1 pseudogene is annotated in these 1,078 nt (G+C 61.6%); it reads left to right on the top strand.

Going from position 1 to position 1,078, the window contains the following annotated elements:
• Positions 1 to 49 precede the first annotated feature (49 nt).
• Positions 50 to 1,078 (top strand): annotated as a pseudogene (locus ACP5J3_RS14855) (hypothetical protein); the annotation flags it as partial.

The raw sequence follows: 1,078 nt of genomic DNA on the forward strand, positions 1-1,078 counted from the left end.
GTCTAACGGGACGGGGCTTTTCGTGGTGGGTAACCCCTCTTGTGGCAACGTGACTTATCTGGCTGTTTTGAAGTTTTCCAGGGGCGGGGTCAGCGGGGTGTTGCGTTTTAACCTCACGGTGCCTGCTCTAGACGCCGTGGTGGTGTCGCCGGCGGTGTTTCGGGGAGTTGACGGGGTGTCTGAGGCGTCTCTCTTCCTCTACGCCCCTGCCGGCACGTACTCGCTGGGCAACTTCTCCGTTTCTTTTGACAAGCCCCGCCTCGTGGCTGGGAACCGGTCTGTTTTGTTGCGGCCGCTTCACGCGGTTTTTCTCCCGCCTGAGGCGAAGAGGCTTGTGGACGCCGTGGATTGGTGCAACAAGGCTTTTTGGGATGCTTTTGACAAGGCGGCGGATCCCTACGACTACTCTCTGCTGGGGGACGTGGCTCTCACCGTCGTGCCGGTGGGGAGGATTGTGGGCTTTTTTGGGAAGTGGCTGGCGAGGGGGGCCAGGGGGCTTGGGGAGATCGGCGACTTGATCTCCGCCGTTAGGTCTGCCGTAACTGCCTTGTCTGCAAGCAGGTGGGCTAGGGCCGCGGGGTCTGCGGCGGGCTACCTCTTGCCCGACGTCTTCATTGCGGAGGATATACGGCAGCTTCTTGCGCCTCAGGAGGCTGGGGAGGTGTTCTCCGCTTTTGGGGTTGACTTGTCTGAGGTGGAGCGGTTCCACGCCGGGGTTTTGACGGAGCAGTCGTGCCGCAACGCCGGCAGGTACTACGCCGCGGTTTACGTCTCCTGGGTGCAGAGGGTGTCCGCCGTCGTCGACCTGGTCTCCAACCTATACGCCAAGGTGTCGAAAGACGCCCTGGAGAAATTCGGCAGGTCGTTCGTCGGCGTTGCGGGTAGGGCTAAGGTGTTTTCACACGCCACCCACGCCGGCTACGTGGCGGCGAAGGCGTGGGGGCCGTACGGCGTCGACGAGAGGGAGTGGAGCGAGGCGTTTGGAAAGCTGACGAAGGCGTTGACAAATAGAGACGACGTGGTAGCTGTGGTGGCCACGACTCCCAACGGAGTGGTAAAATCAGACAGAGTACTCCAC

This window comes from Pyrobaculum sp. (genome assembly GCF_049971835.1).
Taxonomy (GTDB): Archaea; Thermoproteota; Thermoprotei; order Thermoproteales; family Thermoproteaceae; genus Pyrobaculum.